General features: G+C 43.5%; 1 protein-coding gene. It reads left to right on the top strand.

Annotated elements, in window-relative coordinates:
* A partial coding sequence (locus OEU88_RS17590) for a condensation domain-containing protein (RefSeq protein WP_262696518.1) occupies positions 1-1,422 on the top strand: 1,422 nt, incomplete at both ends.

A 1,422-nucleotide genomic window follows, 5' to 3' on the forward strand; every position in this document is an offset into this window, starting at 1 on the left:
TCTCAAGCTAGAGCGCGTAGGTGTGCATGACAACTTCTTCGAACTTGGGGGGCATTCGCTTTTGGCGACGCGCCTTATTAGTTTGGTTCGGTCCTCTCTAGGAGAGGAAGTTTCGCTGCGCGCTTTTTTTGAGAGCCCAACGATTGCTGGTTTGTCGGTTATTCTTTTTGAACATTCGGCGGATTATCTTTTGCCTCCCATTGAGATTGCAGATCGTTCATCTGTAATTCCTTTGTCATACGCCCAGCAGCGCTTGTGGTTTATTGATCAATATGAGGGTGGTAGTAGTCACTATAACATGCCAGGTGCTTTCCGGCTGCGCGGTAGTTTTCATCGAGCAGCTTTTGAAAGAGCTATTAAGGCAGTTATTGAGCGCCATGAAGTTCTTCGTACTGTTTTCATTGAAGATGGTGGCATTGGTTATCAAGATATTCGTGATGAGTTTTCATTACCCCTTGAGATACACGACCTTAGAAAGTCTAGCGAAGGCGACCAGAGAGAAGAGATGCGGCGCTTAATCGAGGCGCATGGAGATTATGTTTTTGACCTTAGTACCGAGTTGCCAGTTAGTTTTGGGTTAATCGTCCTTTCTGAAGATGACCACATTGTACTCTTTAATATGCATCATATAGCGTCTGATGGCTGGTCTATGGGTGTGTTAGCAACAGAATTAAAACTGTTGTATGAGGCTTTTTCATGTGGGAAGGCCAATCCGTTAGAGCCGCTTGAAGTTCAATATGCGGATTATGCGTTATGGCAGAGATCATGGTTGTCTGGGGATTTACTTGAACGTCAACTGGATTATTGGCGTGAGCGTCTTACTGGATTGCCAACCGTTCATAGCTTGCCTCTTGATTGTCCTCGCCCTCAGCACCAGAGTTTTAACGGACGTTATCATCAACATGACTTAGATAATGATTTGTCTGGTGAGGTTTTGGCTTTTTGCCAAGATCACGATGTGACATTGTTCATGTTTTTGCAAACTGCGTTCTCGGTTCTTTTAGGTCGTTATAGCGGTGTCGATGATATTGTTGTTGGTTCGCCGATCGCGGGTCGCTCACATGCTTCTATTGAGCCTTTGATCGGGTTCTTCATTAATAATCTAGTATTACGTAGTGATTTATCAGGTGACCCTAAGTTCATAGATTTATTGAGTATAAATCGTCAGCATATTTTGGATGCTTATGAACACCAGCATGTCCCGTTTGAGATGCTTGTTGATGACCTTAAGCCAGAGCGCAACTTGAACCATTCTCCATTATATCAGGTTATGTTTGCTGTTCAAAATAATGCCACGATAGAATTTGGTTTTGATGGTCTAGGCCTCGAGGCTGTAGACAGTAGTTTAAATCATATAAAAATTGATCTTGAATTGCAGGCTTACGAGGACAACGGTACGGTCGGGTTAAGTTGGTCGTATAA

Origin of the sequence: Kordiimonas aquimaris, assembly GCF_025574485.1 — a bacterium.
Lineage (GTDB): Bacteria > Pseudomonadota > Alphaproteobacteria > Sphingomonadales > Kordiimonadaceae > Kordiimonas > Kordiimonas aquimaris.